The sequence below is a fragment of the Helicobacter sp. genome, from assembly GCF_017502485.1.
Classification (GTDB): Bacteria; Campylobacterota; Campylobacteria; order Campylobacterales; family Helicobacteraceae; genus Helicobacter_B.
On sequence record NZ_JAFVUX010000008.1, the window covers coordinates 1 to 26,815 of the forward strand.

26 protein-coding genes are annotated in these 26,815 nt (G+C 42.5%); 14 read left to right on the plus strand and 12 right to left on the minus strand.

Features of this window, described 5'->3' with window-relative positions; genetic code table 11:
* Window positions 1–816, minus strand: an 816-nt coding sequence (locus IKB69_RS01540; RefSeq protein ID WP_290945410.1) for an aminotransferase class I/II-fold pyridoxal phosphate-dependent enzyme, incomplete at its 3' end; no start/stop codon positions are given.
* On the opposite strand from IKB69_RS01540, the gene IKB69_RS01545 reads away from it, so the two are divergent.
* A complete protein-coding gene (locus tag IKB69_RS01545) occupies window positions 785–1,084 on the plus strand; it encodes a hypothetical protein (RefSeq protein WP_290945412.1) in 300 nt (99 codons plus the stop codon). The genes IKB69_RS01540 and IKB69_RS01545 overlap by 32 nt on opposite strands.
* Before the next feature lie 167 nt (window positions 1,085–1,251).
* On the opposite strand, the gene IKB69_RS01550 is transcribed toward IKB69_RS01545, so the two are convergent.
* From IKB69_RS01550 to IKB69_RS01585, 8 genes are all read right to left on the minus strand, one after another.
* Window positions 1,252–2,199, minus strand: a complete 948-nt coding sequence (locus IKB69_RS01550) for a phosphatidylglycerol lysyltransferase domain-containing protein (RefSeq protein ID WP_290945414.1) — start codon at window positions 2,197–2,199, stop codon at window positions 1,252–1,254.
* A gap of 34 nt (window positions 2,200–2,233) precedes the next feature.
* On the minus strand, window positions 2,234–3,322 hold the full coding sequence (gene pheA, locus IKB69_RS01555) for a chorismate mutase (protein ID WP_290945416.1): 1,089 nt from the start codon (window positions 3,320–3,322) through the stop codon (window positions 2,234–2,236).
* Between the two features lie 27 nt (window positions 3,323–3,349).
* Window positions 3,350–4,063, minus strand: a complete 714-nt coding sequence (locus IKB69_RS01560; RefSeq protein ID WP_290945418.1) for a YebC/PmpR family DNA-binding transcriptional regulator — start codon at window positions 4,061–4,063, stop codon at window positions 3,350–3,352.
* Between the two features lie 553 nt (window positions 4,064–4,616).
* A complete protein-coding gene (locus IKB69_RS01565; protein ID WP_290945420.1) occupies window positions 4,617–6,041 on the minus strand; it encodes a radical SAM protein in 1,425 nt (474 codons plus the stop codon).
* Window positions 5,975–7,045, minus strand: coding sequence for a glycosyltransferase family 8 protein (locus IKB69_RS01570; RefSeq protein WP_290945422.1), 1,071 nt, complete (start codon window positions 7,043–7,045; stop codon window positions 5,975–5,977). Before IKB69_RS01570 ends, IKB69_RS01565 begins: the two co-directional genes overlap by 67 nt.
* Window positions 7,046–7,143: 98 nt before the next feature.
* Window positions 7,144–7,287, minus strand: a complete 144-nt coding sequence (locus tag IKB69_RS01575) for a hypothetical protein (protein WP_290945424.1) — start codon at window positions 7,285–7,287, stop codon at window positions 7,144–7,146.
* 54 nt (window positions 7,288–7,341) lie between these two features.
* Window positions 7,342–8,223, minus strand: a complete 882-nt coding sequence (gene metA, locus IKB69_RS01580) for a homoserine O-succinyltransferase (protein ID WP_290945426.1) — start codon at window positions 8,221–8,223, stop codon at window positions 7,342–7,344.
* Between the two features lie 25 nt (window positions 8,224–8,248).
* Complete coding sequence (locus tag IKB69_RS01585; RefSeq protein ID WP_290945428.1) at window positions 8,249–9,523, minus strand: aminotransferase class I/II-fold pyridoxal phosphate-dependent enzyme; 1,275 nt, start codon at window positions 9,521–9,523, stop codon at window positions 8,249–8,251.
* Window positions 9,524–9,812: 289 nt separating this feature from the next.
* Between IKB69_RS01585 and hslV the strand changes: the two genes are divergently transcribed.
* The 6 genes from hslV (at window position 9,813) to IKB69_RS01615 (ending at window position 15,538) form a co-directional block, all read left to right on the plus strand.
* Window positions 9,813–10,355: an ATP-dependent protease subunit HslV gene (gene hslV, locus IKB69_RS01590; RefSeq protein ID WP_290945430.1), complete on the plus strand. Its 543-nt coding sequence runs from the start codon at window positions 9,813–9,815 to the stop codon at window positions 10,353–10,355.
* A 30-nt stretch (window positions 10,356–10,385) separates the two neighbouring features.
* The gene (hslU, locus tag IKB69_RS01595) at window positions 10,386–11,696 is read left to right on the plus strand and encodes an HslU--HslV peptidase ATPase subunit (protein WP_290945515.1); all 1,311 of its coding nucleotides are present in this window, start codon (window positions 10,386–10,388) and stop codon (window positions 11,694–11,696) included.
* A complete protein-coding gene (gene era, locus IKB69_RS01600) occupies window positions 11,693–12,772 on the plus strand; it encodes a GTPase Era (protein ID WP_290945432.1) in 1,080 nt (359 codons plus the stop codon). The genes hslU and era overlap by 4 nt, the downstream gene beginning before the upstream one ends.
* Before the next feature lie 21 nt (window positions 12,773–12,793).
* Complete coding sequence (locus IKB69_RS01605; RefSeq protein WP_290945434.1) at window positions 12,794–13,795, plus strand: L,D-transpeptidase family protein; 1,002 nt, start codon at window positions 12,794–12,796, stop codon at window positions 13,793–13,795.
* A complete protein-coding gene (fliP, locus tag IKB69_RS01610) occupies window positions 13,792–14,556 on the plus strand; it encodes a flagellar type III secretion system pore protein FliP (protein WP_290945436.1) in 765 nt (254 codons plus the stop codon). Before IKB69_RS01605 ends, fliP begins: the two co-directional genes overlap by 4 nt.
* 526 nt (window positions 14,557–15,082) lie before the next feature.
* Window positions 15,083–15,538 (plus strand): Dps family protein, encoded by a 456-nt coding sequence (locus IKB69_RS01615; RefSeq protein WP_290945438.1) that lies wholly within the window; start codon window positions 15,083–15,085, stop codon window positions 15,536–15,538.
* A gap of 67 nt (window positions 15,539–15,605) precedes the next feature.
* Here the strand turns inward: IKB69_RS01615 and flgK are convergent, their stop codons facing one another.
* The 3 genes from flgK to IKB69_RS01630 form a co-directional block, all read right to left on the minus strand.
* Window positions 15,606–17,432, minus strand: coding sequence for a flagellar hook-associated protein FlgK (gene flgK / locus IKB69_RS01620; protein ID WP_290945440.1), 1,827 nt, complete (start codon window positions 17,430–17,432; stop codon window positions 15,606–15,608).
* Between the two features lie 10 nt (window positions 17,433–17,442).
* On the minus strand, window positions 17,443–17,883 hold the full coding sequence (locus tag IKB69_RS01625) for a hypothetical protein (protein WP_290945442.1): 441 nt from the start codon (window positions 17,881–17,883) through the stop codon (window positions 17,443–17,445).
* Between the two features lie 65 nt (window positions 17,884–17,948).
* On the minus strand, window positions 17,949–18,170 hold the full coding sequence (locus tag IKB69_RS01630; protein WP_290945444.1) for a flagellar biosynthesis anti-sigma factor FlgM: 222 nt from the start codon (window positions 18,168–18,170) through the stop codon (window positions 17,949–17,951).
* 476 nt (window positions 18,171–18,646) lie between these two features.
* Here IKB69_RS01630 and IKB69_RS01635 point away from each other — a divergent pair, with 476 nt between their 5' ends.
* From IKB69_RS01635 to flgL, 7 genes are all read left to right on the plus strand, one after another.
* Window positions 18,647–19,861 (plus strand): peptidoglycan DD-metalloendopeptidase family protein, encoded by a 1,215-nt coding sequence (locus tag IKB69_RS01635; RefSeq protein ID WP_290945446.1) that lies wholly within the window; start codon window positions 18,647–18,649, stop codon window positions 19,859–19,861.
* Window positions 19,862–19,863: 2 nt separating this feature from the next.
* Entirely contained in the window at window positions 19,864–20,466 is a 603-nt protein-coding gene (locus IKB69_RS01640; RefSeq protein WP_290945448.1) for an NUDIX hydrolase, read from the plus strand.
* 41 nt (window positions 20,467–20,507) lie between these two features.
* Window positions 20,508–21,269: a plasminogen-binding N-terminal domain-containing protein gene (locus IKB69_RS01645; protein WP_290945450.1), complete on the plus strand. Its 762-nt coding sequence runs from the start codon at window positions 20,508–20,510 to the stop codon at window positions 21,267–21,269.
* A 16-nt stretch (window positions 21,270–21,285) separates the two neighbouring features.
* Window positions 21,286–21,564: a hypothetical protein gene (locus IKB69_RS01650; RefSeq protein WP_290945452.1), complete on the plus strand. Its 279-nt coding sequence runs from the start codon at window positions 21,286–21,288 to the stop codon at window positions 21,562–21,564.
* Entirely contained in the window at window positions 21,558–22,943 is a 1,386-nt protein-coding gene (locus IKB69_RS01655) for an FAD-linked oxidase C-terminal domain-containing protein (RefSeq protein ID WP_290945454.1), read from the plus strand. Before IKB69_RS01650 ends, IKB69_RS01655 begins: the two co-directional genes overlap by 7 nt.
* 32 nt (window positions 22,944–22,975) lie before the next feature.
* Window positions 22,976–24,142, plus strand: coding sequence for a CapA family protein (locus IKB69_RS01660; RefSeq protein ID WP_290945456.1), 1,167 nt, complete (start codon window positions 22,976–22,978; stop codon window positions 24,140–24,142).
* 105 nt (window positions 24,143–24,247) lie between these two features.
* Window positions 24,248–26,800: a flagellar hook-associated protein FlgL gene (gene flgL / locus IKB69_RS01665; RefSeq protein ID WP_290945458.1), complete on the plus strand. Its 2,553-nt coding sequence runs from the start codon at window positions 24,248–24,250 to the stop codon at window positions 26,798–26,800.
* The last annotated feature ends 15 nt before the right edge of the window (window positions 26,801–26,815 follow it).

The following is a 26,815-nucleotide window of genomic DNA, read 5'->3' on the forward strand; positions in this document are numbered from 1 at the left end:
ATCATAAGGCTGTCCAAATAAGCACACAGGGATAATTGCCTTTGTGCGTGGGCTGATCTTTGCGCTCACTTGGGCTGGGTCTAGTGTGTAAGTGTGGGGGCAAATATCGACAAACACGGGCTTTGCTCCAATGAATGCTACCATTTCTGCTGCGGAGATAAAGCTAAAGCTAGGCGTGATGACTTCATCCCCCACACCTATATCAAGGGCTAAAAGAGCTAGCAGTAGTGCGCTTGTCCCACTAGAGCAAGTGATACAAAACCGCCGCCCAACAAACTCCGCTAGCTCACTCTCTAATGCCCTAGCGTGCTCGCCTAAGATAAAGTGCTGGGAGTGCAAAACACTAGTGATCGCAGAGTCTAGCTCGTGCTTTAGGATGTGGTATTGAGCACGCAGGTCAATAAGTGGGATTTTTTGTGCTTGTGGAGATTTGGCTTTGCTGGTGGATTGGGCTTTGCTGGTGGATTGGGCTTTGCTGGTGGATTGGGCTTCGCGCGTGCTGCGGTTACATACCTCTAGTATGCGCCCTTGCACACGCGCACAAAGCAAAGATTTCTCATCATAAATCCTAGAGTCCATTTTTTTGCCAGCGGACTTGTCCGCGTGGCAAAGCGCAGCTTCTTTAGAAAACAAGGGATACCGCTCGCCGCTAGGCGATGTTTCTTTAGAATCCACCGATTCTGCGCTAGCAGAATCACACGCTTTAGAATCCTTGTTTTTGTCCATATTCATTAGCACCGCCGAAGTTATGTAGAAGTTGTATGGAATTTTAGCGTTTTTACAAGTGGATTCTAGCTTTTGTGCATTTGCTGTCATTGCAAGCGTTATTGTCCGCGTGGCAATCCATAAAATCCACTTTTTTACCCCAGAATCCATTTTTCAAAATTCGATTCTAGGCTATGGATCGCCACGCTTGCTTTGCACGGCTCGCGATGACGATGAAAGGGCGTTTGACTTAGAATCTACTTTATGGATTGCTTTAGCGATTGTGTCGCCTCGCAATGACTTGGAAGCTTGGCTTTCTTCTTCTGGGATTCTAGGAGTGAAACCCAATCAATGTAAGCAAGCCAGCAAAGGATTCTAGGATTTTGGAGGATAAAGCCTCAAATATGGATTCTCAACTAGCACGCAGGCGACAGGATTTTTCGATGATTTTGTGGGCTGTCAAGCGCAAGGAAAGGGAGCATACTAAGCGTATGTGACCGCAGCTTTGCGTGCAGACTCTCACAAAAGCGCGTAAAAGCCAACGCCCTACAATACGGCACGGAATTTTTCTACCATAAAGACAGGGTTATACCCCCTCTTTGCCTGCCTTAGTCCGGGTATGCCCAGATCTTCTTCGCGATTAGCATAGCGCAGTGATGCAAAGCATCGCGCTAGAAGTTGCTGGTTTATGATTTGATATGCGCCAATGATATTTGGCGCGGCTTTTTCGATGTGGATCACTGCCATTTGCTCATTGATCGCTTCACCAAAGCTAAAGGCTATGATGGGCAGCGCGCTAGAATCTAGTAGTGCTGGGTCTATGTTGTCAGATCCTAGCGTTATTTTTTCTCTTGCGCGCACAAGCACGCCTTGTAGCCCTAGTAACTCAAAGCTCTCTAACGCCGCGCAAATGCCAAGGTATTCTAGCTCTAAATCATCGCTTTTAGCAGGATTGCTATCAAGCCAGATTCTAGCTACTTTGACTAGCTCTTTGGCATTTGCTTGTGTGATAGGCTCAAGCTCCCATTCGTAGCGTTGCAAGAAGTTATTTAGGTGGTTTTTTTTCTTATGGAATTTTCTCCCGCTTAGATGCAAGAGCTCCTCTACGCTATAAACATAGTCGAAGTGATCAGGTGTGGGCTCTATGGAGATGGTAGGGAAGACTTGCTTTAGTAAGGGGAGATTGTGTGCTTCTATGCGCTCAAAGCGCAGGGCATAGCCATTTTCACGAGCGTGGGACTCTAGCGCGCTTAGGGCTTCTAGCTTCTCTTTCATATTTGCGCCTATGGGGAAGAAGAAGTAAGGATCTCTCCCAGCATAGCGTGTTTGGATAAGGAGTGTGCCAGTATAGGTGGTGTAGGATATTTCGCGCGCGTGTTTCCAAATGTAGAGATTGCCAAAGCTAATATCTGCGATAGAAAAGTGATCGTTTTGCAAAAATTCTAGAATCTCACTTCTAGATTCTAGGGTTATGGGCTTGAATGATAAAGGCATAATGTGTCCTTACATTAAAGTAGATTTTGGGTAGCTAGTCGATTTTTGGGTAGCTACCTAGCCATTTGATCTGATCGCCCCACTCATCAAAGATTTGAGCGATATGCTTATCTTCTCTATGCCCTACAAAATCCACATAAAACCCAGAGTCAAAGCTGTTTTTAGAATGGATAGGACGGGAATCAATCTTAGTTAGATTAATATTAGCGCGTGAGAAGCTCTCCAAAAAGCGCAGTAGTGTGCCAGCTTTCTCAAAGCCCTGAAGCCTTGCGAAAATAGAAGTTTTATCATTGCCACTTGGGGGATTATGAAAATCGCTTAAGATGACAAAGCGTGTTTTGTTGTCTTGGGAGTCTTGGATATGAGAAAACATTAGTGGTAGGTGGTAGAGCTTGGCAGCAATGTGTGAGCAAATCGCCGCACTCTTTGGATCTTGTGTAGCTAGCTGGGCGGCTTTGGCTGTGGATTCTACCGGGATTTGCTGGGTGTTTAGGAGATTATGCGCTTGTAAGAATTGTGCGCACTGCCCAAAGGCTATATCCTTGCTATAAATGCGCTCAATTTTGGATAAATGCTCGCATTGTGAAGCGAAGCTTAGGTGGATGGGCATAATGATTTCTGCAATGATTTTCATACTAGAGCTAGCAAGATTATCGATACACTCACCTACTATGCCATTGGTATTATTCTCAATGGGGACTACACCATAGCGCGCCTGCTTGCTCTCTAGTGCGCTAAAGATTGCGCTAATGGTGTTTATGGACAAATACTCACTCATCGCGCCAAAGCGTGATTCTGCGGCTTGATGCGTGTAGCTACCTATGGGACCTAGATAGGCGACTTTCTCTGGTAGTTCAATATTGCGCGATATGGCAAAGATCTCTTGATAGATTGCTTCTATGGCATCTTTGCTTAGACGCTTTGTGGGCAGAGAACCTAGGCGAGAAATGATCGCTAGCTCACGCTCTGGGCGGTAAATGCTGGCATTGCTCTTAAGCTTTGCTGCGCCAATTTGGGCGACAATCTCTAGCCTAGAATCTAGCAGGGCTAGTAGCTGCTCATCAATGCTATCAATTTGTTCGCGTAAGCGCGCTATTAGGGCTTCATCATTTTGGTTTGGCATAGGTCTCCTTGTGGCTCTAGCTAGAATCTAGGCTAAGTTTGTATAAACAGCTTGCACATCGTCGTCTTCTTCAATTCTATCAAGCAATTTTTCTAGCTCTTCTATCTGCTCTTCAGCTAGGGTTATAGGGCTTGTTGGAATTCTAGCGAGCTTAGCACTTGTGGGCGTGATTTGCAAGGATTCTAACCCCTCACTTAAAGCTCCAAAGTCTGTGTAGCTCCCATAAGCGATTAGGCTACCATCTTCTAAAGACTCTAGCTCTTCTAGCCCATAGTCGATGAGTGCTAGCTCTAGCTCATCTAAGGGCATAGATTCTGGCTTGCTAAAGGCAAAGACACTTTTTCTAGCAAACATAAACTCCAAGCTACCATTTGGGACAATCGATGCACTGGGGCTTTTGTTGAAGTAGCTTTTTAGGTTGGCTATGGTGCGAGTGGGGTTATCAGTGGTGCATTCGATGAAGATTAGCACACCATTTGCTGCTTTGCCCTCATAGCTTAGCTCGCTAAAAGCACCATCTTTCCCGCTAGCGCGTTTGATGGCAGCATCAATATTGTCCTTTGGCATATTTTGGGCTTTGGCAGTGGCGATTGCTGTGCGAAGCTTGGCATTCATCGCTGGGTCTGCACCACCCTCTTTGGCAGCAGCAGTGATTGCTTTAGCCAGCTTGGGGAAGACCTTGCTCATCTTATCCCATCGCTTCTCTTTGGCAGCTCGGCGGTATTCAAACGCTCTTCCCATATCTATCCTTTAGCACAAATGTAGAGTGCGATTATAGAGTATCAAGGCTTAATGTAGAATCTAATAGAATCTAGGAGATTTCTTGCACTCTTTGCACATAGCTTTGGGTCTGTGCTTGGATAAACTCTCTTAGGTACTTAGGCTTACGCCAAACTCTTGCGCTAAGGTCTTGGCACAGAGTGAGCCATCGCTTTTGGGGTGGTAGAGTAGGGTTAGGATTTTAGTAAGTCGCGCTAGTTAGCTGGGTGTAGTCGTGCCTAGGCATAATGCTCCTTTTAGAATCTAAACTTTTGCAATGGATTCTGGGGTTTATAAAGGGGACATTGTAGGGCAAGTTTCTAAATCTTTGACATAACGCTGTCAAAGTAGTGCGCTATATTCTCCTTAGAATCTAGCCACCTTGATCGCTACTTTGATGTGCGCTTCATTGAGCCAGCTGGCATAGCTGCGCCAAAGATCAAAGGGCTTGTAGAAGACTTTTTGCGCTAGATTCTAGGCTTGCTTGCAGTCGCCATACTCTTTGCTTGCTTACAATGGCAATGCGGGCTAGATTCTAGGGCGTGAGCTTTAGCGTGGTGCTAGTTTGCACAGCTATGGGGATTGGTTTTTTAGGGGCTGCCATATCGTGGCAGTAATCACACGCTTTGAAAAACTCTTTAGCATAGAAGTTTAAGATTGTGTATTTATCGCAAGTAGAATCTAGGGAGATAAAATCTCCAGAGAATTCTTCTAAACCATTTAGACGGGAGAGAGAGCTAGCAATAGGACAGATAAAAATCTCTCCCACACTACTTTGTGTGCTGGAGACTTTGCTAAAAGGGTCTGCTTTGGTCTTGTTTTGAGTGGTTGCCATGAATGATTTTGGGCTAGATTCTAGCTTGGTTGGCAAGCTGCGCCCTATTGTTTCGTGGCTCATTATAGATACACAAGGCATTTGACAAGCAAGAAAATTTTCTACTATGCCTTGCCTATCTCTCCCTCGTTTGTAGATTTTACCCGGGGAAAACCACGCAGATTTTGTTTCTTGCCATAAAATATGGTGCGGGATTTTACGCGCTTGTAGAATCTCTTGAAGCTTGTGTATGTGGAGCTTTATGTCTAGGTTTGGCGACTTGGTGTAGTCGCTTATACTTACAAAGCATTTCGCGCTTGCTTGCAGAGCATCCAAAAGTGCTGGCTTTGGGAGTATGGTGGCATTTGTTACAATATCAAAGCTCTTTACTTTCTTGCTAGAATCTAGGATTTTCACTACTTTATCAATATCTTTGAAAAGCAGCGGCTCACCACCGATAATGCGGACATTATAGATAGAATCTATTTTTGCAAGCAGTGCTTCAAGTGTCTTTGCTATGCCTTCTAGCGTGCAGGTATAGGAGTTGGAGCTATCGAAGTATTGCATAAGGTTATTACAGCTCTCACATCGCAAGGTGCATCGAGTAGTGAGCACTAGCTCAAAGTAGGGCATATCCACTCTACCCAGTAAAAATCGGGCAAAAATTCTAGCGTGCATAAAAGAACTAAGAGGCATTAACCCTATGCGTGCTAGCTTTTGTAGCAGTAAGGCAGGTAGGCAGATAAACCCCGATAGCTTTGGTGGCTTAGGGAGTTGGTAGGCTAGAATCTTGCTCTGCGTAAGCGGCTGGCTATAATACTCTAGCGTGCATAGGGCTTTGCGAAGTATGAGTAAGGGCAAGAGATAGATCGCGCATAAAGGTTGCTTTCTTATAGTGGCTTTGTAGTTGATACTTAGGAAGGCTTGGCGTGATTTATCGATATTGCGATAGATATAGCGCAAGCGAAAGTTGGGAGAGCTTAGAAGCTTAAGGCGTGTTTTTAGGCTTTGTGGTGGGAATTGTGTGGAGTTTGGACTCTCTACGGGGGGGGGGGGGTAATAGTGTGCATTGCTTCTCCTTATTGTAGGGTGTATTTTAGGCTTTTTAGTGTGCGCACAAATGGTCGCATAAGTGTGTAAGCGCAAGGCGCATACGCAAGTAAGTAGGCACGAGCGGTGGTTATAGCGGCGCGTTTATAGTAGGATAAGATAAGTTGCATAGCAAAGGGGCTTTGTCTAGCTAGAGCCCACCAGAGCTTGTGATAAGGGTTTTTCGTGAATATAGGTGGCTTGCTTGGATCTGCTTGGAAGTTTTGCTTCTCCCAAGGCTTATAGCCTCCTAGTAAATGCACGATAGCAGGAGATACAAGCGCGCTGGCAAACTCTCTAAAACCTATCGCACTAGGATAGGAGGTGATGCCATTGCTATTTTTGCGCGGTGGCAAGTTATCAAAGTGCATCCTAGATTCTGCTAGCCATTGGAGATTGAAGCGATAGGGTAGAAAGCAAACAGAATCTTTAAAGATAAGATTTAAGAAATCTTGGTCTGCATATTCTGCATATTCTGCAGTGTGTATAAGGGCTAGATTTTTAGCTCGCCACTTAGGGAGATCGATAAGCAAGACACCGGAGTTGAAGTAGTCTTGCGGCTTTATTTTGCGTTCGCGGACTATTTTGATACTATCTCCACTTAGCCCACTACGCACCGCACCTATGGCACATTGCCCTAAATCATAGTAGAAAAGCTCTCGTATATCTTGCAAGATGAGTGTATCGACATCAAGGTAGAGTGCTCGCTTCATCTGCTTTGGTAGTACATCTCCAAGCTTTAAGCGGAAATATGCGCACCAATTTGCTCCAGCCTCACCCCATGGATTGAGTGCTTCAAACTCAGCTTGTTTGAGTGTGTGGATATGGATTTTGGTAGGGTAGATGGCATTTAGGCTAGATTCTAGCGTGTGCAAGCGCGATAAGGTCGCCTTTTGGAGTGAGTCTGCTAGGAGATGAAAATGAATAGGGAGATTCTCTGGCGTTAGGTTTTGTGCGGTGCTAGAATGCACTTTTTCACCTATTGCGCTATTTTTGTCGTTGCAAGCAAGCGCGCTAGTCGTTGTGCGATAATTCATAAGTTTCGCGCTAGTAGAATCCATTGTTTCAAAATTGGATTCTAGGCTCGCTTGTAAAAGCGGCGTGATGGAAGCAAGATGTGTAAAGCGGTGGATAAGAGGGAGAGAGTTTGCGCTGGAGTCTAGTTGCTGCCCCCCCCCCTAAGAGTTTTTGCGCAGTGAGAAGGAGTAGCGATAGAGTAGATAATGCTAGTCATACTCACGCTTGCGTATTTAGCATAGTTGTCATCTAGCCCAAAAACTATACAAAAGCAAGAATCTTGCATTAATTTGTCCTTAATCGATGTGGTGGAGTTGTGTGAAGCGTGCATTGTAACAGATTAAAGCAAAAATGGTGTATCTTGGTAGATAAGATTTAGCCAATTGCTAAAAATCACGCTAGCACTTGATCGCCACCTTAGCATAATTTCTCCATTTGGTGCGTAATATCCTATAGGCTTAGGCGTGCTAAGTCCGTTTGCTTGATCGCGTTTATATTCTTTATCTAATGTATCTTTGGCATATTCTGGGTGACCTAGGATAAAGACATCTTTACTATCTTGTAGCATTGTAGCCCCACTTTGCTCTCCTGTTAAAAGTAGGGTTAAATCTTTGGCGTGCCATAATGCGCCCTCATCAATGCCACTATGGCGTGAGTGGGGCATAAGCACTTCATCATCAAGCCCAGCTAGCAAGTGGGAGTCGCTACATTTTTTATGCGCAAACACGCCAAAGCACTTGCTAGATAGCGCGTGTTTTTGGATATTGTGGAAGTGATAGAGCCCAGCCATCGCCCCCCAGCATAGATACATCGTGCTAGTAACATTGGCGCGTAAAAAGTTCATAATCTCTCTAAGCTCGCTCCAATATTGCACTTCTTCAAATTCCAAATGCTCTATGGGTGCGCCTGTAATGATCGCGCCATCAAACCGCTTGTGTGCAATCTCGCTAAAGTATTTATAGAATCTCTCTAAGTGAGATTGAGGGGTGTTTTTCCCAATGTAGCTTTGTGTGGCTAGTAGAGTGATGCGCACTTGTAAGGGTGAGTTTGCTAGGAGAGATAGGATTTGGTTTTCTGTCTCAATCTTTGTGGGCATAAGATTGCATAGGAGAATTTCTAGCGGGCGTATATCTTGCGTAGTCGCGCGCTCTGTATCCATCACAAAAATCCGCTCCTGTAAGGTGCTAAATGCGGGGATAGTTTTGGGGATAATGATCGGCATAGAATCTCCTTTGTGCTCTGCTTGCTTACTCCAGCGCCTGTGCTAGATCATCAATTAAGTCTATGCTAGATTCTAGTCCTACTGATAGGCGAATGCTAGCAGGCGAGATCCCTGCTGATAGTAGCTCGCTTTGAGAGAGCTGAGAGTGTGTCGTAGAAGCTGGGTGGATCACAAGTGATTTGGAGTCGCCAATATTTGCTGTGATGGAAAAGAGCTTTAGCTTATCGCACAATGCTTTAGCCTTGTCATAGCTCTCTACTTCAAAGCTTAGTAACCCGCTTGCATAGCCACTTGTGAAATACTGCTTGAATCTTGCGTAATAGGGGCTAGATTCTAGGGCTGGGTATTCTACTTGCTTGACTTTTGTGTGGGACTCTAGGAATGTAGCGATTTTTAAGGCGTTTTGGCTGTGCTTTTGTATCCTGAGCTCCAAAGTCTCTAAGCCTTGTAAGTGTATCCACGCATTATGTGGAGATAGGCTAGCCCCGATATTGCGTAGCCACTCTGTGATTAGGCGAATACCATAGATGGGGTAAGGTAGGCTTGCATATACTAAGCCGTGGTAACTTGGATCTGGGGTGTTAAAGACGCTGTATCGTGGATTATCCACAAGCACTTCATTAAAACCTTTACGCTCGATGATCGCTCCGCCAAGTCCGCTACCGTGCCCGTTGATGTATTTGGTGCAGCTATATACGGCAATGTCTATCCCAAAGTCAAAGGGGTGGAAAATCATCGGTGCTATGGTGTTGTCGCAGATTGTGGCAAGTCTGTATTGCTTGGCAAGTGTGGTGATAGCGCAAATATCTGGGATAGAGATTTGCGGATTGGATAAAGACTCAAAGAAAATCGCCTTAGTATTCTCGTCAATGAGCGGTTCTAGCGTGCTTAAATCATCGACATCAAAGCAGCGCGCTTCTATACCAAAGCGTTTAAGTGTATGGACGATAAGTGTCTGCGTACCACCATAGATTTTATTAGCATAGATGATATTATCGCCTGCTTGGGCGAGATTGACAAAGGCATAAAATAGCGCGCTAGCCCCACTAGCAGTAACCACACCAAAACCCCCGCCATCGACTTGGGCTAGGCGATTAGCTAGGACATCAGTGGTTGGATTGCTCAGGCGCGAGTAAATATTGCCTAGCTCTTCTAGGGCAAAGCGTTTGCCTGCTTGATCGCTTGACTCAAAGTTAAACGCACTGCTTTGGTAGATTGGCACACTTAGTGTGCGTTGGGAATCATATGCATAGCCTGCGTGCAAAGCTAGTGTGCTTGGATGGTAGGTGGATTCTAGCATTAATGGACTCCTTATAAATAATATACACAGCACTATAAGTAAATTTTCTATAAAACACAATATGTGTTTAAATATTTTATAGCTTTGGGTAGGGAATGTTACTTTTATAAACACAATATGTGTTTGCCTAATATTTTTAGATTCTAGGCTTTTGGTGCTAGCAGTAGCACATTTAGAATCTATGACTTTTTATGTTACAATCTTGGGCTTTGCTTAAGAGAGGCTGGATTCTAGCTTTAGCTTGCTGGCTCAAGGTAGAATCTAAAAGATTTACTTTAAGGATTAGGAAATGTTTGAAGCGACGACCATACTTGCATACAAAGGCGTATATCAAGGCAAGAGTATGGCAGTTATTGGCGGAGATGGGCAGGTAAGCTTTGGAAACTGCGTGATGAAAGGTAATGCCAAGAAAATCCGCACACTTTACAATGGGCAGATTTTAAGCGGATTTGCAGGAAGCACTGCTGATGCGTTTAGCCTATTTGAGATGTTTGAGCGGATTTTAGAGGGGAGAAAGGGGGACTTGGTGCGATCAGTGCTGGAGTTTGCTAAGATGTGGCGCAGTGATAAGTATTTGCGTAAGTTAGAGGCGATGATGATTGTACTAAATAGGGAGAATCTCTTTATTCTAAGTGGGACAGGTGATGTACTAGAGCCAGAAGATGGTAAGATCGCAGCGATTGGTAGCGGAGGGAACTATGCTCTAAGCGCGGCTAGGGCACTGGATAGGTACGCTAGCGTAGCACCAAGAGAGCTTGTGGAGCATTCGCTACAAATCGCAGGGGGACTGTGTATCTATACTAATACAAATATTTCTATTTTGGAGTTGTGAGTGAGAGCTATGCTAGAGCAAAAGGCTGGTATGATGCCAGCGGAGATTGTGGAGTTTCTTAATGATTATATCATCGGACAAGATGATGCTAAGCGTGCCATAGCACTAGCCTTGCGCAATCGCTATCGCAGAATGCAGCTACCAAAAGAAGTGCGAGAAGAAATCACGCCCAAAAATATCCTAATGATTGGTTCAACAGGAGTGGGCAAAACAGAAATCGCACGCCGAATGGCAAAAATTATGGCACTGCCATTTATCAAGGTTGAAGCGAGTAAATATACAGAAGTAGGCTTTGTGGGGCGTGATGTAGAATCTATGATACGCGATCTAGTCAATGCCTCTATTGCGCTAGTGCAGCAAGAATCCCAGCAAGAAAGCCAAGAAGCCATACAGGCATATATCACAGATAAAATTTCGCGCCTACTCCTACCTCCACTGCCAAAGGGTGTGAGCAATGAAAAGCAAAGAGACTATGAGCAAAGCCTAGAGAAAATGCGCCAAAGGGTACAAAATGGCGAAGTAGATCATTTGCAAGTTGATGTGGAGATAGAAAAAAGAGCAGAATCACTAGATAATGGTATGCCCCCAGATATTGCTAGGGTGCAAGAGTCCATTATTAGGGTGTTGCAGCGTGAAGAAAAGGTCAAAAAGTCCCTAAGTGTCAAAGAGGCTAAGTTAGCTTTGCTACAAGAAGCGCGCGATAATGTGCTTGATATGGAGGCTATCCAAGCAGAGGGCGTGCGCAGGGCAGAAGAGAGTGGAGTGGTATTTATCGATGAGATTGACAAAATCGCCACAGGCACTAAGGACTCTCGCCTAGATCCTAGCAAAGAGGGTGTGCAGCGCGATTTGCTCCCAATCATTGAAGGTAGCGCAATTAGTACAAAATATGGCACGATACGCACAGATTATATACTCTTTGTCGCAGCAGGGGCATTTCACTTAAGTAAGCCAAGCGATCTTATCCCAGAACTCCAAGGGCGATTTCCTATCCGCGTAGAGCTAGATGGCTTGAGTGAAGAAGCGATGTATGCAATTCTTACGCAAACGCGCAATTCTCTTATCGCCCAATATATTCACCTACTTAGTGTAGAGGATGTGGAGCTGGTATTTGAGGAAGAAGCTTTGCGTGCATTAGCGCATTTTGCTTATGTGGCAAATCAAAAGACAGAAGACATTGGCGCAAGGAGATTGCACACGATTATAGAGCGTGTGTTGGAAGATATAAGCTTTAGCGCTCAGGAGTATGCTGGGGGTAGGGCTACTATCACCAAAGAGCTTGTGGAACAAAAGCTAGGCGATGTGGTGGGTAATACTGATATGTCACGCTACATTCTATGAAAGACCCCTTGCACGCTAGAATCAAAAAAGTGGATTCTAGCACAGAAGCTACACAGAAATTGGAATCTAACATTACTCGTGCTGGGTTTGTCGGCTTAGTGGGGCGACCTAATACTGGGAAATCTAGTTTGCTAAATTTGCTTGCCGGGGAGCATTTAGCTCTAATCTCACATAAGGCTAATGCTACGCGCAATACTATGCATTTTATTATCCCCCACACAACAAGGGATAATATTGCTTGCCAGATGATATTTGTCGATACGCCCGGACTACATAAGCGCGAGAAGCTTTTAAATCAATTTATGCTAGAAGCTGCGCTAAAGACCATACGAGATTGTGATGTGTGCGTGTTTATGGCATCAGCTTTTGATGATACTAGGCAGTATGAAGAGTTTTTAGAGCTATTCTATGAACAAGATTTACATCGTAAGCATATTCTTGCTATTAACAAAACCGATATGCTTCCACCTGCAAAGCTGCTAGAAGTGCTTGAAAAATATACAAGATTTAGCGATAAATTTAGCGCACTCATCCCCATTAGCGTGAAAAAATCACATAATATCAATGTGTTACTAGAATCTATAGCCAAGCTACTGCCACACTCTTCTGCGCTTTTTGATGAAGAAGATATAACAACCCACACAATGCGCGAAATTGCTAAGGAAATGGTGCGTCAAAGTATTTTTGAAAATTTAAGTGATGAGATCCCTTATGAGAGTGATGTGATTGTAACAGACTTTTTCCACGCCCCTACAAAACACCACAAGGCACTAGAATCTAAAGCGACTCTAGATTCTAGTGCCTTATCTGCTATTCTACTAGAATCTAGCCCTACACATATTACGCACATTTATGCCAATATCTATGTGCTAAAGCCATCGCAAAAGCGCATTATTGTTGGGCAAAATGGCACTACGATTAAGCGCATAGGCTCTAGTGCGCGCGCTAATATTGAGAGGATTTTAGGCGAGCAAGTATTCTTGCGTTTGCAGGTGATTGTCGATAGGGAGTGGGCAAAAAACAAGAATAATCTTAAGAGTTTTGGGTATAATTTCGAGCTACAACAAAGCAAATAAGGCGAGTTTGAAAGGAAGCGTATGAATATGCGGCACTTTGCGATGGTGCTTTTTGGCTTTAGTGTCTTGCAGGGTTTTGATGCCGATACGGCTAGGATTATCCAAACCTATCGCAGTGGCGATACAGAGAAAGTTACACAGATTTTAGAGAGCTATTTACAGAAAAAAGACTTTTGGCTTAGTGTCTTGCAGGGTAGAAATACGGATTTTGGGTATTTTGAGGGGTATAAGTATCTGTTTGTTTCTGATAAGAGTATACCAAATCTTGCACTCTATACCATATCGCCAAGAGGGCAACTCACCTTGATTAAAGAGCTCCCAGCACTTGTTGGTAAAGGTAAGGGCGATAAGCGTTTATCTGGGGATTTGACTACGCCACTTGGGGTGTATGACTTCACAGACAAACTTACAAGACTACCACCATATTATGGACCTTTGGCGTATGCTACTGACTATCCAAATAATTACGATAAATCGCTTAAGAAAACAGGACACGGAATTTGGATCCACGGACTCCCACTTGATGGCAATAGGGAAGAGCTTAATACAAAGGGTTGTATTGCTATTGAGAATAATGTCTTAAGCGATTTTGGCAAAATGGTGGATTATAAAGTGGCATTGCTAATCTCCTATGAGCAAAATATCCACAAGCCTACCAAAGATGAGATAGCTCTGCTGTTGTCCCAGCTTTATGCGTGGCGGGCATCGTGGATCGCTAATGATTTGGACAAGTATCTGTCTTTTTACTCTAAGGATTTTTCACGCCCAGATGGTATGAAGTTTAATGCCTTTGCCAATTATAAGCGTCAAGTGTTTGCCAAAAAAGAAGATAAGATCATAAAATTTAGCAATATTAGTGTCGTCCCATATCCTAATGAAGAGCATAGGCAGATGTTTCGCATTAGCTTTGCGCAAGACTATCGTGCCTATAAAAATGGCAAGCTAAACTATACTTCTAGCGCACAAAAGATTCTTTATGTCGTGCATGAAAATAACACTATGCGCATTGTGAGTGAGAAATGATAGATTCTACGACTAGAATCTATCGGTGTTTGTGGGCTGTTTGTTTTATAGCGATTGTAAGTGTTGTTAGCGCGAGTGCTGCTCCCACTATCCCCACAGTTAATCTCTCTTTAAGCGCACCGGATACTCCACAGCAGCTTGTAACTTCTCTTAATGTTGTAGTGGTTTTGACACTGCTGATCCTAGCACCTTCTCTTGTGCTTGTGATGACAAGTTTTATGCGACTTATTATCGTATTTTCATTTTTGCGCACAGCGCTTGGCACGCAGCAATCCCCACCCACACAGATTTTAGTGTCTTTGGCGTTAGTTTTGACATTTTTTATTATGGAGCCAATTGGGAAGGAAGCTTGGCAGGCAGGGATAAAGCCCTATGTGGAAGAGAAAATTAGCTATGAAGAAGCCTATGAACGATCCATCGAGCCATTTAAGAAGTTTATGTTAAAAAACACGCGTGAGAAAGATTTAGCATTGTTCTATCGCATTAGAGGTTTGCCTAATCCGCAAACAACAGCTGATGTACCCATCACTATTGCGATACCTGCTTTTATGATTAGCGAGCTAAAAACAGCGTTTATGATAGGGTTTCTACTTTATTTGCCATTTTTGGTGATTGATATGGTGGTAAGCTCAATCCTTATGGCGATGGGTATGATGATGGTGCCACCGGTGATGGTTTCACTGCCTTTTAAGATTCTAGTATTCGTGCTAGTTGATGGGTTTAACTTACTAATAGGATCGCTTGTCCAAGGCTTTAAATAGTGACTAGGAGATTGTGGAGTATATGTGTTTGTACGATTGTACATAACCGATTGTTCCACCTATGACGGCTAGCACGCTAACTTTGGTAAGAATATAGATAAATACTGTCAGGATAAGTCCGCATAATTCATTAAGCCCAAAAGGCATATGCACAATATCCACAGAAGCAAGCAATAGACAAGTAGCATACCTATCATCGCAGGTGGCAGTACTTCAAATTAAGGTGATGAGAGACTTTGGTATAGCTCTTTTGCGAAATATGATAAAGGGTATAAATCCTGTGAGAACGGTGCTTGCAAATACGACTATAAGCACTCCAATACTATGTCAGATAGTTTGATGCCCAATGTATAGGCGGTGAAGTGTATCGCCCATAAATATATCCTTGGTAAAAGTCGTATTATAGTAGAAGCTTATAAGTGATATGTGTAATCAAGTGGTGTAATGATTAAATAAATAATAAATTTTATAAAAATATTACTTTTTGAGAGTAGAATAGGACATCTCACACTTTAAGGAGCAGGTAATGAAAGAGAAGAAAAAGGCAGATAAAATTGTTGAAAATCTACGGAATTTGCAAGCTGATAGCATTGTGCTTTATATGAAAGTGCATAATTTTCATTGGAATGTTAGAGGTAGCGATTTTGCACAGGTGCATAAGGCACTAGAAGAGATTTATGAAAGTTTTGCTGATATGTTTGATGATCTAGCAGAACGCATTATCCAGCTTGATGGCACTCCTGTAGTAACACTTGCTGAGGCAGTTAAAATCTCTAGGGTCAAAGAAGAAACAAAAACAACTTTCACTTCAAAAGAGATTCTAAAAGAAGTGCTTAAGATCTACAATCGCTTGCACGAAGATTTTGAGAGTCTCGCAAAGCTTGCTGACAAAGATGATGATAGGGTCACAGCTTCGTATTGTGATGATAAGCTAGCGGAGCTTGAAAAGGCTATTTGGATGGTGAATGCTCAGCTTTCATAAATCTCCTTCCTAGCCATTGCGCTTACGCAATGGCTAGGAATCTAGCCTGTTTTGGTGGAGAGTCCCACTACTGCTTGATTCCAAGAAGTGTTTCTATCATTCTGTCGATTGTTGTAATTACCTTAGCATTTGCTGCATAACCGCCTTGAAACTTAATAAGATCCACCATTTCTTCATCAATGCTTACTTGCGTAATTGATAAATGCTCTTTCTTGGTGGCTTCATAGACAGACTTTTTGGTATCTAGGGTGCGTTGTGCTTCTTCTGTATCGGTAGCTACACGCCCAGCAGCATATTGATAAAACTCGCTAATTTTCATTGTGGAGTTGATTTTAGTACGCTTGTTGTAGAAATCTACCTTATCATATTGGAGCTGCTGCATCATATTTGCCACATCGAAATTTCCATTAATCGGTGTAAGCCACGGACGGATATAGGTGGGGTCTTTTTCATACTCTTTGTTTAGGTGGATATCTTTTGCGCTATCTCCTTGGAGAAATTTATTAATTCCCATTGCTCCTGTGAAATTTGTGCCATTATCCTTAATGCCTACATAGAATCCATCTGATGGTCGCTTGGCTTCTACGATAAACTTTTTGACCACTGGATCAAAATGCGCACGGAAAAAATCATCAAAGTCATTCGTGTCATTGTTGTCATTATTGTCATCGCTATTTGTGTTGATTTGTCGCACAATATCATGCATAGTCGTTACATTATCGATATGGATTTTCCTACTAGTGATCACTTGTCCATTGGTGTTGTAGACTATAAGGTCAAAAGAGCCGTTTTTAAAGTTATATCCAGAATCTTTGAGAGCCTGATTGCGCTGGAAAGTTACTTCTGAACCGATGAGCGAGTGTGCTGCTGATTGCGCATAGATAGCATTTGTAGCCTCCATAAATCCTTGGGCAAAGGTATCAAGCAAGTCAATATAACGCTGAATATGTCCGACTTTTGTCCCATTGTAACCTGTGTTGTAGAGATTGATTAGCGAGCCTGCCTTGCCTTCATTCATTTTATCTGTAATATCCACATCTTTAAAGTCATAAGTGCGGTAATAGACGCGGTTTAGATGCTCGGCGTTATTTTCTTTCTCCAAGGTCAGTGGGTGGAATGTGTAGCCATCTACGATATTAAATCCCTGTGCGACATTCATTACATAGTTTTCATCAAAGTCTGCATTTCTAGGCGAGGTTTGAGAATCTGTTTTTAAATGCCCTTTAAACACTCTACCACCGATGATTTCAATCATATGATATTCATACTCATCGCGTCTATCACGCAGTTCATTTGCCTGTTTGTATTGTTTGGCATCTTCCATTTCACCTATCTTTTGATTAAGATGCGCAATTTCAAACCCTAGTCGATTTGCTTCTTTTACAAGTGTTTCTAAATTCTCACTTGCTTGTCTTTGTATGGCAGTGAGTTTTAGTCTCGTATCTCTAATGTTTCTTGTTAAAACCTGTGTGGCTTCGGCGAGTACTTGCTTTTGTGCTGCATCTTTTGGATTTTTGGAGAGATCTTTCCACGCGTTAAAGTATGTGCTTAAGTCATTGAAAATCCCAACTCCATCGACATCTGGGAAATGGGCTGAGATTTCCCGCAAGGTATCAAAGCTATTTTGAAAAAATGCCGTTTCTGACCCAGCTTTTGTGTAGCGATCAAACACAAAATCATCGTGGATTCTGCGTATAGCTTGGACATCAACACCCCTACCCATAATAAGCCCTTGATGCATAACAAGCGACTTTTCAGGCTGCGCAATAACACGCTTTCGGCTATAAAATTCATCACTTGCATTAGAAATATTATTACTTGTGGTATCCACCATAACTTGGTGAGCTTGCAAGCCTGTGTAAGAAGTGTTTAATGAGGTGAGAATACCGCCCATACCTTACTCTTTATGCTTGTATTTGTAGAAAGCTTGTGTGCTTGGGGGCAGTTATGCGCTTGTTTTCACCATATGCTGGTAGGTCCTTTGGTATGAGTTTATCCATAAGTGAAGTGAAAAACTCTGATACAGCAAACACCATACGCGCGTAGTCGCTATTCACTTTTTTGAGTTCATTGAGAGATTCTCGCATTACTCCAAACAAATCCACTGCTTCTTGCCCGATGATTTCTGCCATATTTTTTTGTGGTTCTTTTTCCATACATGCACGTACTTCTTGGTCTAGTAGGGCTTTTTTGACTTCAAACTCCTTAATCAGCGCGTCTTTTTTGACATTTCGTGCAAATATTTCATCGTGATCAGCGCGTTTAATGGCTTCTATGTCGAGTTTAGTATAGGATATGAGAGTGTTTAAGTCTTGTATGGCACCGTGCAAGTATTGAATCAGCATTGCTTAATCCTTCGCTACCCGCGCCAAGCCTAAGCCATGCGGCAAAGGAGAAGCAAGACGGGTTTTTAGACATTAAGCAAATCTAGTGCCATTTTTTCTGAAGTTTTACGTAGATCGATTTTATAATCGTGTTTTTCAATAGCTTCTTTGATCTGTGCGACTCTATTTTGCTCTGTAACTTCTTCAATATCCTTGCTTTTGCGAGCTAGAATCCTGTTTTCATCATCTCTATGTGCTTGTGTGCTAGAGCTAGCTGCTACGATATTTGAGTTAATCGAACTAATCATCTTCCGCTCCTTATTACTACTTATGGGTCAGTATCGACCTTTTACTTGAGAATTTTAGCATTTCTCAAGCTATTTTATAGCTTTATTTAGCTCTTTTTGGAAACTTTCAACACTTGTGGCGTCTTTCTTATAACTTTGACCACTGTGGAACAAAGAAACATTTGGGTTAATATGGTAGGTAAAAATGCCAATAAACACCATCGCATAGCAAAAAAATATGAAGCAAATGGTGGGAAATATCCAAGTTTTCATATCCATATCAACACCTCTTAAAAAACACAACCCCTTGTGCTAGTGTTTAAGATCGCTTGCACAAGGGGCATTATATAATAAACATCACCAAAATATTTCAAGATTTCACAAAAATTCATTATAATTGCGGCTTTTTAGTCGAGTGTCAGCTGCGGCTATCCAATGGATTCGCTTAAATGCAATGAGTATATCGGCAAAAAGAGTGTTTTGTGTTAAGGATTTTGATGATTTGTCTTACGGATATAATGAAAGGGTATGCGGTGGCTTTTCAAAAGGCTTGTGCTAGAAAGCTTGTGGTATCGTGTTTACTATGTATGTGTGGCGTTCAGTCTGGGTATGGGGCAGTTGGCGAGCGGTTGAGCTGGTGTAGCGGCTTGACTTTGCTTGGATTTTTTGAGCAAAATCTCATACCTTTGAAGTTGTATTATAATCTTTCGCCACAAGATAAAGAGCTAACCGCAGAAGTGAAAGCCAATGCAATTTACTATACCTTACGCAATGATTCTGGCGACTTGCTTCACGCGCTTATTCCTATTAGTGATAGTGTGCAAATGCATATCCATAAGACAAAGGATGCTTATAAATTAGATTTTATTCCCATTATTACGTTTGCTAAGAGTCAAACTCTTGTGGTATCTGTGCAAAATTCCCCGTATCAGGATATTATGAATGCAACCGCGGATATTTTGCTTGCTTCGGAGTTTTCCAATATTTATCGCAAGAGTGTCGCATCTCGTACGATGCATGTTGGTGATAGATTGGCTATTGTGTTTGATCGAGACTACCGCTTGGGCAAACCATTTGGGATTCCAAATATTCAAGCAGGTATGATTGAGACAGCTAAAAAGCAGAATTTCGTATTCTTACACACAAATGGACATTACTATGATAACAATGCAAAGGAAATGGCTGGCTTCACGCTAGAAGTGCCTGTACAATACACGCGTATTTCTTCTAGATTCTCACACGGCAGAAAGCACCCTATTTTAAAGATCGTTCGCCCTCATTATGGTGTGGATTATGTCGCTAAAGCTGGGACACCTATCCGTGCTGCAGCATCCGGGAAAGTTGTGTTTGCTGGGGTTAGGGGTGGCTATGGCAAGGTGGTGGAGATCGCTCACGAAGGTGGGCTAAAAACCCTATACGCACATATGCAGACCATTCATACACGCTTGGGTGTTTATGTAAAGTCTGGCACAATCATAGGTAGGGTAGGTAGCACGGGTATGAGCACAGGACCGCATTTGCATTTTGGTGTTTATAAATTCAACCAGCCAATCAACCCTCTAGGCAGAATCCGCACAGCCAAAAGTGAGCTTAGCGGTAAGGAAAAGAAAGAGTTTTTATCTGTGGCACAAGGACATCAACAAGTCATAGATTCTGCCTTGCAGGCGAGTGATTTTAGCGCGCAACCATTTTATCTTTTTGCTAAGGAGTAACTATGAAAAAGTATTTTCTCTCTTCCCCGCTTCCTACGCCCAAGATTGCAGATTTGCGACAGGATTCTTGCAAGGACTCTCGCTTCATTAAGCCTGTGCGTTTATTTTATAAGCAAGATGGCATAGAGAAAAGCTGGGACATTATTCACTCGCACGATAGCGTTTCGATTATGCTTTATGAAATCGATCTTGATGCATTTGTGATTGTTAAGCAGTTTCGTCCTGCGGTATTTATGCGTAACAATGATGGTTATATTTATGAGCTTTGTGCTGGGCTTGTAGATAAGTCTAAAAAGACTTTAGAAGAGATTGCCACAGAAGAAGTGTTTGAAGAGTGTGGTTATGAGATTAGTGTTGATCGCTTGGAGAAAATTACGACTTTTTATACAGCGGTTGGGATTAGTGGTGCTAGACAGACGATATTTTTTGCCAAGGTATCTAAAGATGATAAGCGTGCACTTGGGGGCGGGATTGATGATGAGAAGATTGAAGTGCTTTATTTGAAGCGTGATTGCGCCCTAGCTTTTATTAGAGATGAGAGCTATCATAAAACTCCGGCGCTGGGCTTTGCTATTAACTACTTTTTCGATCAGTATCAGTCATAGTGGCTTTGGTAGGGTGTGAAGATTAAATTTTAAGGATTAGTGTGAGATATGTTGCTTGCGTAATGATTATTGGCTGTTTGTGGGGTTATGGGCATTCGCTTCAAAATCCACTAAAACTTAGTATCCAATCTGTTGATAAACAGACAAAGCTTGTGCAGCTCCCTGCTATGGATTTAAAGGTAGGCGAGAGTGGGCTTGTTTGGCATAGGTTTGATAGTAATTATGCAAGTGTGATTGCAGAAGTTGTGGTTGTTAGAATAGATTCTGGTGTGGCATTTGCAGCATTGCAAGAAGATATGGTGCTGGAGCAAAAGTATCTTCCATCTCCTACAAATATCCCAGATGTCGGCGATGAAGTTTATTTTCGCACACTTAATAACCAAGCTTTCATTATAGCTCCCACACTAGAATCTTATGAGCAGGTGCGCAGTGCCTATGCCCATATAGAGTTTTTAAATTCTGATGTGGTGGTCGGGTATCTGTTTGATATAGGTGGGTTTGACCCTAAGCCTGCTTATTTGAACAAAGTATGTAGAGTCTATAATATAGGGCTTTTGTTTGTTGTAGCGACGCAATCACTTAATGTGCTTGATTGCCAAAGCTTAGTGGTTTTGGAGAGGAAAGAGTTTCCCACTAGCGATATCGATGAGGAAAAGATAGTCGCGCCGTTTTTCTCTAGGGTACAGCATGCTTCTAGTGGTTCTCTTGATGCTACATTGAGAAAAAAGCGTTCCAAGCAGTATTTCCACTATTATGATACGCTTATTGCGCAAGGAAAAACCTTTAAAAAGCCTAGTAACTAACGATAGGGAATGCGGAGTGAAAACAAAAACCACAAGAGAGCAATACGAAGCTTTTGTAGAGTCGGCGATAGAGCTAGTAAATTGCAGTGATTGTTTGAAAGAAATTAAAAAAGATTACGATGGGTTTATTGATTTGGTGGCTACTAGAATGGTGGCAATGGGCAGAAATTATTACGGACATTTGCCTGTTACAGATAACTATATGCAACAGGGGATCAGTATATTAGAGAGTTTCTTTGTGGAGACGATGAATATGAAGAAGGCGAAGAAAAGTAGCAAGGAGTTACTATGCTAGAATCCACACATATACGGGCTTTGACACAGATTATCGGTGAAGATAATTGCCACACAGATAAGGCACATTTGCTTGCTTATTGTTATGATGCGACAAGGGAGAGATACGAGCCAGATGCGATTGTTTATCCGCGTGATGAAGCCGATGTGAGCGCGATTTTGCGCTACTGCAATACTCATAAAATTGCCATTGTGCCCAGAGGTGCTGGGAGTGGCTTCACAGGTGGAGCTCTTCCAAGTAATGGTGGCGTTGTATTGAGCTTAGAAAAGCACTTTAACACAATATTAGAGATTGATGAGAAAAATCTCATTGCTAGAGTGCAGCCCGGTGTGGTAAATAAGATCTTTCAAAATGCAGTGGAAAAAAGAGGGCTTTTCTATCCGCCAGATCCTGCGAGTCAAGATTACAGCACATTGGGGGGCAATGTGAGCGAAAATGCTGGGGGAATGCGCGCAGCGAAATATGGCATTACCAAAGATTATGTGCTTGCCTTGCGTGCAGTGCTACCCAATGGCGATATTATCCGTGCAGGAAAAAAGACTATTAAAGATGTCGCAGGCTACAATATCGCTGGAATCTTAATTGCCAGTGAGGGCACATTGGCGGTTATCACAGAGCTTACGCTAAAACTTATCCCCAAGCCCAAATACAAGCGTTCGGCTATGGGAGTGTTTGCAAGCATTGAAGATGCAATGAATGCAGTGTATAAGAGTATGGCAAGCGGTATCACACCTGTGGCTATGGAGTTTTTAGACCAGCTCTCAATCCAAGCTGTAGAAGAGCGGTTCCATAAGGGGTTGCCAAAAGATGCGGGTGCGATTTTGATTACACAAGTAGATGGGGATTTGCCAGAAGCACTAGAATATGACCTTAACCAGCTCCAAGCGCGCTTTATGGAAAATGGTTGCACGAAGTTTGTCGTAGCCAAGGATTCTAGGGAAGAAGAAGATCTGTGGTTTGCTAGAAGAAATGCGAGTCAAAGCATTACAATTTATGGGAGGAAGAAGCTCAATGAGGATATCACAGTGCCGCGCTCTCGCTTGCCAGAGTTGCTTGCTAGAATCCAAGAAATGAGCAAGAAATATGGCTTTAAGATCCCTTGTTTTGGGCATACAGGCGATGGAAATGTGCATACAAATGTGATGGTACCAAACCCAGAAGATAAAGATGAGCTTGCGCGTGGCTATGCGTGTATTGAAGAAATTTTTGCTATTGCTGTGGAGCTAGAGGGTACACTTAGTGGTGAGCACGGCATAGGACTTTCAAAGGCTCCATTTATGCACCTAGCTTTTACACAAGAAGAGATGGGCTTATTTAGGGCAATTAAGCAAGCATTTGATCCAAATAACATTCTAAATCCGGGCAAAATGGGGTTATAGATTCTACTTTGACTAGACTAGAGGGTAAGTAAATGTGGCAGAATCTACGCATCTTTTGGTTATGTATTCTCGCGTGTGGCGTGCTTTGTGGCTACCCGCTAGAATCTAGCGTAGCTAGCCAAGAAGCCAAGCAGCCAATAGTAAAGCGACTTTTTACACGCGCACATTCTTTGTCGCTTGTGATGGCAGGGGACGCGCTTTTGCACACACCAGTCTATAACGATGCGCAAAAGCTAGAATCTAGCAAGATCATTTATGATTTTGCTCCGATGTTTGCTCCTATCGCACCGCTTGTTGCGCGCTATGACTTAGCCTTTTATAATCAAGAGACCATTTTAGGTGGTGTAGAGCTTGGGCTTAGTAGTTATCCATCTTTTAATTCTCCACAGGAATTTGGAGATTGTATGCTAAAGCTAGGCTTTAATTTAATCTCTTTGGCAAACAACCATACGCTAGATAAAGGCGAAAAGGGTGTGCGCGCTATGCTTGAGTATTGGCATAAGCAGGAGAAGGCGCGAACGATTGCTATTGCAGGAAGCTATGTGAGCCAAGAAGATAGGGCAAAGCCTAGAATCTATGAGAAAAATGGCATTAGCTACACACTCCTTGCTTATACTTATGGGACTAATGGTATTCCTATCCCAAAGGGTAAGGAATATCTTGTTAATGTATATAACAAGGAAATGCTTGCACAAGATATAAAAGCACTGCGAGATAAGGTGGATTTGCTACTTGTGTCGATGCATTGGGGTATAGAGTATGACTTTACTCCAAGCAAGGAACAAAGAGAGCTTGCAGCATTTTTAGCAAGTCTTGGGGTGGATATTGTCATAGGCAATCACCCTCATGTAATCCAGCCTATTGAGAAAATTGGCAATACGCTTGTAATCTACTCTCACGGGAATCTTATCTCCGCGCAAAAGGGCATAAATAAGCGTGTGGGTATGCTTACTTCTGTGCGGATACACCTATTTGACACAAAAAAGCGTGAAGCTCTCCTTGCTAAGCAAAATACAGAGAGAGAGTTTGTGCCTAGAGTATCTTTAAGCGATGTGCGCGCGGAGCTGATCTATACACACCACGAAAACGGGAAAAACTTTAGAATCTATCCGCTGCGAAAGGTAAATGACAAAATCCTGCCTAATGCTAAACAAATTTATAAAGACTACATAAAGATTCTTACGCAGGCGCGGGAGTAGTGAGAGTTAGAATCTAAAGTGGCACTTTTTTTGCTTACATTTTGCTATAATGTGAGGATTTGGGGCGGTGGGCTAGTTTAGATTCTATAATAAGGAAAGAAGTGTATGCGTATCACATTTGGGACAAAATACAACCAAATGAATCACCATCAAAATACCTTGCAAAACAAGCTTAATGATAAGAACACTCAGATTGCTTCTGGGCTAAAAATCCAATATGGTTACCAAGATGCGAGTGTCTATAATCAAAATCTCCGCTTTGAAAATGAGATCAATAACCTAGTCCAAGGGATTGATGTCTCTGAACACGCCCAAACCGCTACGCTTAATACTGATAAAACTTTGTCAGATTTATCAGAAACAATGGTGCAGTTTAAAACAAAGCTAATCCACGCGGCAAATGATATACACTCTTCATCTTCGCGAGAAGCCATCGCCAATGATATGGAGGCTTTAAAAAAGCACTTTCTAAGCTTGGCAAACACTTCTATTGGCGGGAATTTTATCTTTGGTGGCAGTAGGGTGGATCACCCGCCATTTGATGAAGATGGCAATTATTATGGCAATGACGAAAAGCTCAAAGTCCTAGTAAGCTCACATAATCTTGTGCCATATAATGTAACTGGGCAGGAGCTATTCTTTGGTAGGGATAGCGACAAGCAGCGCATTATCACCACGAACTTAAAAATGCTTAATCAATCTAAGTTGCATCCGGGCATTATGGATAGCTCTAATCGCAGCAATCTTTCTGAAGAAGTATATATTAAAGCCAGCGATACCTTGCGTGATTTAATTGGTGATGATGATAGTGACCCAAGCAATGATGCGCCAGAGTATTTTTACTTGCGTGGTGTGCGTTCCGACGGGTCGGTATTTAAGTCTAAGTTTTCTTTAGATAAAGGGTTTTCCAATGATGGGCGTGCGACAAAAGTACAGGACTTGCTCGATCGCATTGGTAAGGAGTTTGGCAACACTGCGTTAAATAAGGTTGTAGAGGTTACGCTTAATCAGTGGGGACAGATTGAGATTAAAGATTTAGAGCCGGGGAAGTCAGGGATAGATTTTCATATGATATCAAGCGATATGAATGTTGATAATATTGATGAGTTAATTACTAATGGCGCACGCGTTACAGCTTATAACCAAAGTGCGTTTCTTACTGATAGAGCAGTATCGACGGCTGTGGGGGTAACGGATCGGAGTGACTTTCGCAAAGTAGAGTTACCTACTGCTTTCATCACTAGGGACAATAAAGCTGCGGAGATGACTACAAGGCTTGAAGACCTTTTCCCACCCAATGTCTCTACTTTACTCATTAGTGGTATGCGTCCAAATACGCCAGATGGTAAGATTGATACAGGAGAGGGAAAAGAGCCACTAGATTTCTTATATTTTGATATTAAGGATGCTACTGCAAGGGATCTTGCTCGGGCTATTAAAGAGCATTTTGGTGGCAATATAGATGTAACAATTACTAAAGGGCGCTTGATTGTTATTGATAATAATGTAGCCAATCAGGATCACGACTTTCAAGATCCACCTTTTAATGGTGAGCATGGATTCTCCATTGCTCTAACAACACTCGATGAGTTTGGTGCGCAAACTGATGGTATATCCACGGATTATGCCAATGAGTATGATCGCACATTTTTTCAGGTTGAAGGCTCAAAGATTACTTCTAGTGTTTCTCAAGTTCTAGCCAATGGCAGTGGCTATGCAAATGGCGAAACAAGACTTAGTGATGTTGTGGGGGCAAGTATAGAGGGGCAGTCATATTTGCTAAAAGTTAATGATATGAATGGTATGCAAGTGGAGGCACGTATTGTGTTTGATCAAGCAGGGGCATATATGCTACTGCCAAATCTTAGAGATGGGCAGGATTATACTATCCCATTATTTAATCCTATTGATGACCCCCCAGGAGTAAGTATTACAAAGCCTGATGATGTAACATATCGCCAGCTTATGGACGCCATAAGCATAGCACTAAATTATAGCAATCAAGATAATGATTCTTATAAGGCAGTTGAGCCACCAAATGGCGGTGTCTTACAGGCGACTAAAGATGCGTATGTTCAGCTGCTCGCCGATGCTAAAGGAATGTTTGATGTAGTGATGACTCCAGATGGGAGGATCCAAATTCAAGATAAAATGCGTTCTGTTACACGAATGAATGTGATGTTTTATGACGCAAGCACCAATGACTTCTCGCAAGATAGGCTTAAGCGTAATACAAACTCCTTGCGTCTTAATGCCAATAATGCACTAGTAATTGATACGCCAGAAATTAATTTTTTCAAAGAAATTGATGAAATTATCGAAGCGGTGCGCAAGGGCATATATCGCGCCGGGGCGAAAGACACTTATGGTGCCATTATGCGCAATAAAGGGGTGCAAAATGGTATAACGGCTTTTGATCACTTAAGCGACCATATAGAAAAAATTATCGCCCTTAATGGCTCGCACGGCAAAACCTTTGAAAATGTCATACGCCGCCACGAGATTTTGAGGACACAGATTGAGGGGCTTAAGGGGCAAAATATCGGCACAGATATTGCCGACACTTACAATAAGTTTTCCAATATTACAACAAATCTAAGTGCTGTGATGAACTCCACAAGCAGAATTAATCAAATGTCGCTCGTGAATTACCTATAGATTTTAGGTGTTGTG